The 6420-nt window shown below is 68.2% G+C and carries 2 protein-coding genes and 2 pseudogenes; 3 read left to right on the top strand and 1 reads right to left on the bottom strand.

The window, feature by feature from the left end:
- The first annotated feature begins 418 nt into the window (after positions 1-418).
- Both ACFYMC_RS29445 and ACFYMC_RS29440 read left to right on the top strand, forming a co-directional pair.
- Positions 419-1842, top strand: a pseudogene (locus ACFYMC_RS29445) (IS1380 family transposase).
- Between the two features lie 577 nt (positions 1843-2419).
- The gene (locus ACFYMC_RS29440; protein ID WP_388531122.1) at positions 2420-3262 is read left to right on the top strand and encodes a C40 family peptidase; all 843 of its coding nucleotides are present in this window, start codon (positions 2420-2422) and stop codon (positions 3260-3262) included.
- An 89-nt stretch (positions 3263-3351) separates the two neighbouring features.
- Here the strand turns inward: ACFYMC_RS29440 and ACFYMC_RS29435 are convergent.
- Positions 3352-4583, bottom strand: a pseudogene (locus ACFYMC_RS29435) (IS110 family transposase).
- Positions 4584-5144: 561 nt separating this feature from the next.
- Between ACFYMC_RS29435 and ACFYMC_RS29430 the strand changes: the two are divergent.
- Positions 5145-6308: an ISAs1 family transposase gene (locus tag ACFYMC_RS29430; protein ID WP_388531119.1), complete on the top strand. Its 1164-nt coding sequence runs from the start codon at positions 5145-5147 to the stop codon at positions 6306-6308.
- The last annotated feature ends 112 nt before the right edge of the window (positions 6309-6420 follow it).

Genomic DNA, 6420 nt, shown 5'->3' with positions numbered 1-6420 from the left:
TCAACGCCTTCCAGATCGCCTTCGAAGGCCGCCTCACCCCCACCACCAGCCACTGAACCTCAACAACCAAGATCAGCCGTTGATTGGACACTCCCCGTGATGCCGGTGCTCGAGCAGCGGAGCTCGCGGAGGAGCCGCCGGGACTCGAAGGTGGGGGACTGCTGCAGGATTGGGTGGCACAGGCCTGGCTTGCTGAGAGGCGGCCTGGAGGGATGTTGCAGTCCAAGCCGTATCCCAAGGAGTTCCGCGAGACGTCGTACGGGTCGTGCGTACCGCGAGCCCGGCGTCACGCTGGAGCAGATCGCCGCCGACTTAGCCTCGCCGTTTCACTTGGCGTGAGACTGGTTGCTGGCCGGGAACGCGAAAGTGCCTTCTGAGCTGGAACGATGAACCTTGTCGAGGGGTTCTGTCGATCCAAGTGGAAGGCACTTTCTGCGTGCAGGGTATCGGTTCGCGCCCCAAGCTCCATGTCTCCACCGACGGTGCGGGGGTGGTGGGCCACGCGGGGGCACGGCTGCTGGCTGATCTCGCCGATGCCACCGGGCTGACCAGCGCGTATTCCACCGCGCTGGGATCGCTTCGGCCACGCGGAACTGGTCATGACCCAGGACGGATCGCCACCGACCTCGCGGTGATGCTGGCTGATGGCGGCGAGGCCATCACGGATCTGGCGGTGCTGCGCGACCAGGGCGAGGTGTTCGGCCCCGTCGCCTCGACACCGACCGCCTGGCGCCTGCTGGCCGCCGTCGACGAACACGTACTGGACCGTCTGCGGTCGGCCCGCGCTCTGGCCCGGGAAGTGGCCTGGCTGCAGGCATCCGAGACCCGCTCCGGCATACCGACGGCGAAAGCCGGTGGACGGGAAGTGCCCGGCCTGGTCCTGGACATCGACGCCACGCTGATCACCTGCCACTCCGAGAAGGACCAGGCCGCACCCACCTATAAAGGCGGCTTCGGCTTCCACCCCCTGCTGTGTTTCCTGGCCAACACCGGCGAGGGCATGTCCGGGCGCCTTCGTCCCGGGAACGCCGGAGCCAATACCGCCGCCGATCACATCGCGGTACTAGACGACGCTCTCGCACAGATCCCCGACGCCCACCGGCACGGCACCGACATCCTCGTCCGCACCGACAGCGCCGGATCCGCGAAAGCCTTCCTCACCCACGTCCGAGACCTGCGAGCACGCGGAATCCGCACCTTCTTCTCGGTCGGATACGCCATCACCGAGCCGGTCCGCCGCGCGATCCGGGCCCTGCCCAAGCAGGTCTGGCACCCGCCCTGGACCAGGACGGCACCCTCCGCGAGTCCGCCGAGGTCGCCGAACTGACCGGCATGGCCGACCTTGCCGGCTACGCGGCCGGCACCCGCATCATCGTCCGCCGCGAACGTCCCCACCCCGGAGCCCAGCTCTCGCTGTTCGACCAGGACGAGGGCCTGCGGCACCAGGTCTTCCTCACCGACACACCCATCACCGGCGCCGGCACCGCCCAGTTCCTTGAGGTCCGCCACCGCGGACACGCCACCGTCGAGGACCACATCCGGTGCGGCAAGACCACCGGCTTCGGCCGCTTCCCCTCCCGCCGCTTCCCGATCAACGCTGCCTGGCTCGAACTCAGCCTCGCGGCGATCGACCTCCTCGCCTGGACCCGTGTCCTCCTGCTGGACGGCGAACTCGCGGCTGCCGAACCCAAGAAACTCCGCTACCGGATCCTGCACGTCGCCGCCCGCCTCACCCGCGGCGGCCGACGCCTGCGCTTGCGAATATCAGCGACCTGGCCCTGGCGACATGAACTCGCGGCCGCATTCCACCGCCTGGCCGCACTGCCCCGCCCCGCCAGCTGACTCGCCGTCCCCGCCCACCCTCGACTCAAGGACCTCGGAGAACCCGACCCCGCGTCGGGCCCTCACTATGTCCACCGACCGGCACTGCCTCAAACAACCTCGCTCAGCCGCCCAGCAGCACCAACTGAAACGGCGAGGTTAGGCGTCCACCCGATCACACTGTTGAAGTGGCTGCGCCGCGCCGACTCCAACGAGGGCACCAGGCTCGCAGCAGTGTCGGGTGAGTCGGTCGAGCTGCCGAGGCCCGCAAACGGATGCAGCTGCTGATGCGAGAGCACACGCACCGGTTCACGAGCGGATTCGACACCCCAGCACTGACCATTCTGTGATCTGAGCCACTCGACCGAAGGGTCGAGAAAAGCGGGCTTGGCCATCAGTCTGAAGCGGTGGTAAGCGTCCAGCAATTCGGACCTTTTATTCAAAGCTCGTGATCGCGGACTCAGTAACACTTGCCTGATTTGCCCGACACGGCGTCAATAAAGGGCCACCGGGGACGGATTCACCGGTTCCGGTGGCAACTGTGGTGCAGCCCACGTTTCTTGAAGGGAACCATCGGGCCCTGATAACGGTGGTGTCCATGTCCCACACCGCTCACATACCCAGCCACCGGAAGCCCCGCGGCGGCTCGCGCATCGCGCTCCGCGCCGGAGTTGCCGGTGCCTTGCTCAGCACCATCGCCGTGGCCGGCGCCTCCGGTCCGGTCCACGCCGAGCCGGTGACCGAGACCATCGAGATGCCGGTCCTCACCTCGGCGGACCTCTCGGCCCACGTCGCCCAGACGGCCGCCGCCACCCAGGAGATCGCGCTCGACGCCGAGCTCCAGGCCCAGGAGGACGCCGCCGCCCTCAAGGCGTCCAAGGAGGCCGAGGCCGAGGCCGAGGCGAAGAAGAAGGCCAAGGCCAAGGCCGAGGCGAAGAAGAAGGCCGAGGAGAAGGCCCGCGCCGAGGCCGCCGAGGCTGCGGCCTCCCAGAAGCGCGCCAGCCGCAGCACCGAGCGCACCACGCTCTCCACGACCGCGAGCACCGCCTCCGCCCCGTCCTCCCAGACCGCCTCCGCCCCGGCGAGCGGCTCCGCCGGCACCGTCGTGGCCTTCCTCAAGGCCCAGCTCGGCGACGCCTACGTCATGGGCGCCTCGGGCCCCAACGCCTGGGACTGCTCCAGCCTGGTCCAGGCCGCCTTCCGCCAGGTCGGCATCGACCTGCCCCGCGTCTCCCAGGACCAGTCGGTCGCCGGCACCCAGGTCGGCACCTCCAACCTCCAGGTCGGCGACATCCTCTACTGGGGCGCCGCGGGCTCGGCGTACCACGTCGGCGTCTACATCGGGCACGGCAAGTACCTGGACGCGGCCAACCCGAGCAAGGACGTCGTCATCCAGGACCTGTCCGGCTACCCGGCCACGGGCGCGGTCCGGGTCCTCTGACGTGTAGATTGCAGCAGGTCAGGGTGGGTGTGGGCAGGGCTGGGTGCCCGGTGGCCGTTGTGGCTGCCGGGTGGCTGGTCGCTGCTGGGTCAGGCTGCGTGCTCCATCGGGTTGAGGGTGACGGTGTAGCCGAGCTGGTTGAGCTGGGTGATCGCGCGGCGGGTGGCGCGTTCGGGGTCGCGTTGGGTGAAGTAGGTGCCGCCGAGTTCGTGGTAGGGCTTGTGGTCGGTGAGCATGTGCCAGATCGCGGTGATGATCGAGTGTTCGATGGCGACCAGTGCCCTGAGCGGGCCGCGGCGGGCGGTCAACCGCTTGTAGCGGGCGGCGAGGTAGGTGTCCTTGGTTCTGGCCGCGCCGAACGCGGCGCCTTTGAGGTAGGGGTTGCCGGGCCGGACTTTCGTGTTCTTGGTGCGGCCGGCGGACTCGTGGTGGCCGGGGCAGACTCCGGCCCAGGACGCGAGGTGCTTGGCGGAGGCGAACCGGCTCATGTCCCCGCCGGTCTCCGCGATGATCACTTCGGCGGTTGCCTGGTTGATGCCGGGGATGGTGTCGAGCAGGTCGAGGGCGTCACGAAAGGGTGCCATCGCCTCCTCGACCCGCCTGGTGAGCTGGTCGATCATCGTGGTGAGCTGGTCGTACTGGTCCAGGTGTAGGCGGGCCAGGAAGGCGTGGTGCTCGCGGAACCGTCCGGTCAGGGCTTCGGTGAGTTCCGGAATCTTGCTCCGGAGCTTGCGTTTGGCCATGTCCGCGAGAACGTGCGGGTCGGCTTCGCCGCGGATGAGGGCTTCGAGCATGGCCCGGCCGAGACGCCCATGATGTCGGAGGCGACCGCGGACAGCTTGATCCCGGTGTCCTCCAGCAGCTTTTCCAGGCGCTGGACGACCCGGGAGCGTTCCCGGGTGGCAGTCGTTCGGGCCCGGGTCAGGTCCCGCAGTTCACGGATGGGCTGGGGCGGCACGAAGGAGGGGCGGACCAGGCCGTGGGCGCCGAGCTGGGCCAGCCAGGCAGCGTCAGAGACGTCGGTCTTGCGGCCGGGCAGGTTCTTGACCTGGCGGGCGTTGACCAGGATCACGTTCAGATCGTCGGCCAGCACGTAGTAGAACGGCTTCCAGTAGTCCGAGGTCGCCTCGATCACCACCAGCGTCACGTTCGCGGCGAGCAGGTGGTCGAGCAAGGCGAGCACGGCGTTCGTCGTTGAACCCCAGGTCGTGGTCTCGTTGGTGAACGGTCCCCGCCGCTTCGTACTCGGGGTCCGGACGCATACCTTGGCGTCCTTCTTGCTGATGTCCAGGCCAGCGCACCGTTCGTGCAGTACGTCCACGCTCCCGCTCCCTCCCGGTCGGTATGCCGTTCCGGGAGGGCCAGGGTGAATCAGGAATTCTGACGCACGTGCTTCGCAGCAACACTCCACGGTTCCCGTGGACGGCCCCCAGCACCACGCTGACCTGCGAGCTCACAGGCATCACAGAGGCATCGGTTTCGGCCGGAACGAACACCCACCACCATCCCGGACCCGCACCCTGCCCCGTCAGAGCGGACAGAAGCACCCCCGGCGCGCGCCACGGGATTTACCACGCCCCCGGCGCGCACCGAAGGTGCGCTGGATCGCTGACCTGCGGTCCGGTGAACTCCTGTAGCGCATCCCTATCCCGATCAGCGACCACTCTGAACTACTCAGTGAGATTTCTTAGCCGTGCAACATGATGGTAAGGAGGCACCTAAGGAGCCCAGGGCTCGTGCGTTCTCGGGCTGCGAGACGTCCTGAACTGCCGGGTGAGAGCGGGTTGTCGGGGTTCGGGTAGGTGACCAACTGAAGGAAGCGGTTCGTGATGATGGAGGTGTCTGACGCCTCATCACAACAAACCGCTTCCGGATGCCATCCTTGCTGAATACCGCTGTGTCCCGCCACCTCGACCACGATGCGGGCTCCATCTCCGACGATCCCGACCGCCTGCTGGACCTTGCCGACGTCCTCGACGTGCTGCCCGATCCGCGCCGTCGGCAGGGCCGCCGCTACCGGCTCGGCCTGATCCTCGCACTGTGCACGACCGCCGTACTCGCCGGCGCCACCACCCTCGCCGCCGTCGCGCGGCATGCCGCCTACCTGCCCGACGAGGTCCGTCACCGCCTGGGACTGCGGGCCGCACCACGAGCGACCACGCTCGGCCGTCTCCTGGCACGTCTGGACGGCGACGCGGTGGACGCGGCGGTGGGAGCATGGCTCGCGGCACACTGCAGCCGCCCCGACCAGGACGAAGGACTGTGCGCGGTCGCCGTCGACGGCAAGAGCCTGCGCGGCTCGCGCACCGCGGCGACCAGGGCGGTGCACCTGCTGTCGGCCGTCACCCACGGCGAACGCGCGACGCTGAACCAGCGGCAGGTCGCCGGGAAGAAGGGCGAGATCAGCGAGTTCAAACCGCTTCTCGCACCGCTCGACCTTGCCGGCCGCACCGTCACGTTCGACGCCCTGCACACCCAGCACGCGCACGCGCAGTTCCTCATCGAGGAGAAGAAGGCCAACTACATCGCGATCGTGAAGGACAACCACCCCAAGCTGCACCACTTCCTCAAGTCGCTGCCCTGGAACCAGATCCCCCTCGGCCACGCCACCCGGGAGAAGGGACACGGCCGTGACGAGATCCGCCGCCTCAAAGCCGTCCAGGTCCCGCGCCGGCTGCGACTCCCGCACGCCGCCCAGGCGATCAAGGTCACCCGCCGCCGACGCGACCTGAACAGCGGGAAGATCCAGATCGAGCATATCTACGCCGTGACCAGCCACAACGCGTTCTCCGCGACCGACGCCCAGCTCGCCCGGACGGTGCGCGAGCACTGGCACGTCGAAGCCCACCACCACGTCCGGGACACCACTCTCGCCGAGGACGCCTCCAAGATCCGCACCGGGAACACACCCCGCGCGATGGCCACCTTCCGCAACCTCGCGATCGCCCTGGCCCGCCTCACCGGCTGGACCAACACCGCCCACGCCACCGACTACTACAAGTCACACCCCGGCCACACGATCGACCTCATCCAACCCGGCAGGTGAGAACGCAGGCACCTTGCGAACTTGAATTCGTGTTGTCGGTCAGCCGTCCATGATCAGGTCTGTGCCGGCGAGGCAGCCGTCGATCAGGTGTGGGCGGTACTGGATCTGCTTG

It is taken from the genome of Streptomyces sp. NPDC006879, from assembly GCF_042869595.1.
GTDB lineage: Bacteria > Actinomycetota > Actinomycetes > Streptomycetales > Streptomycetaceae > Streptomyces.
This window is presented reverse-complemented; position numbering and strand designations above follow the sequence as displayed.

Coding starts and splice junctions, on each gene's coding strand:
- ACFYMC_RS29440 (WP_388531122.1), top strand. CDS start 2,420: ATGTCCCACACCGCTCACATACCCAGCCACCGGAAGCCCCGCGGCGGC.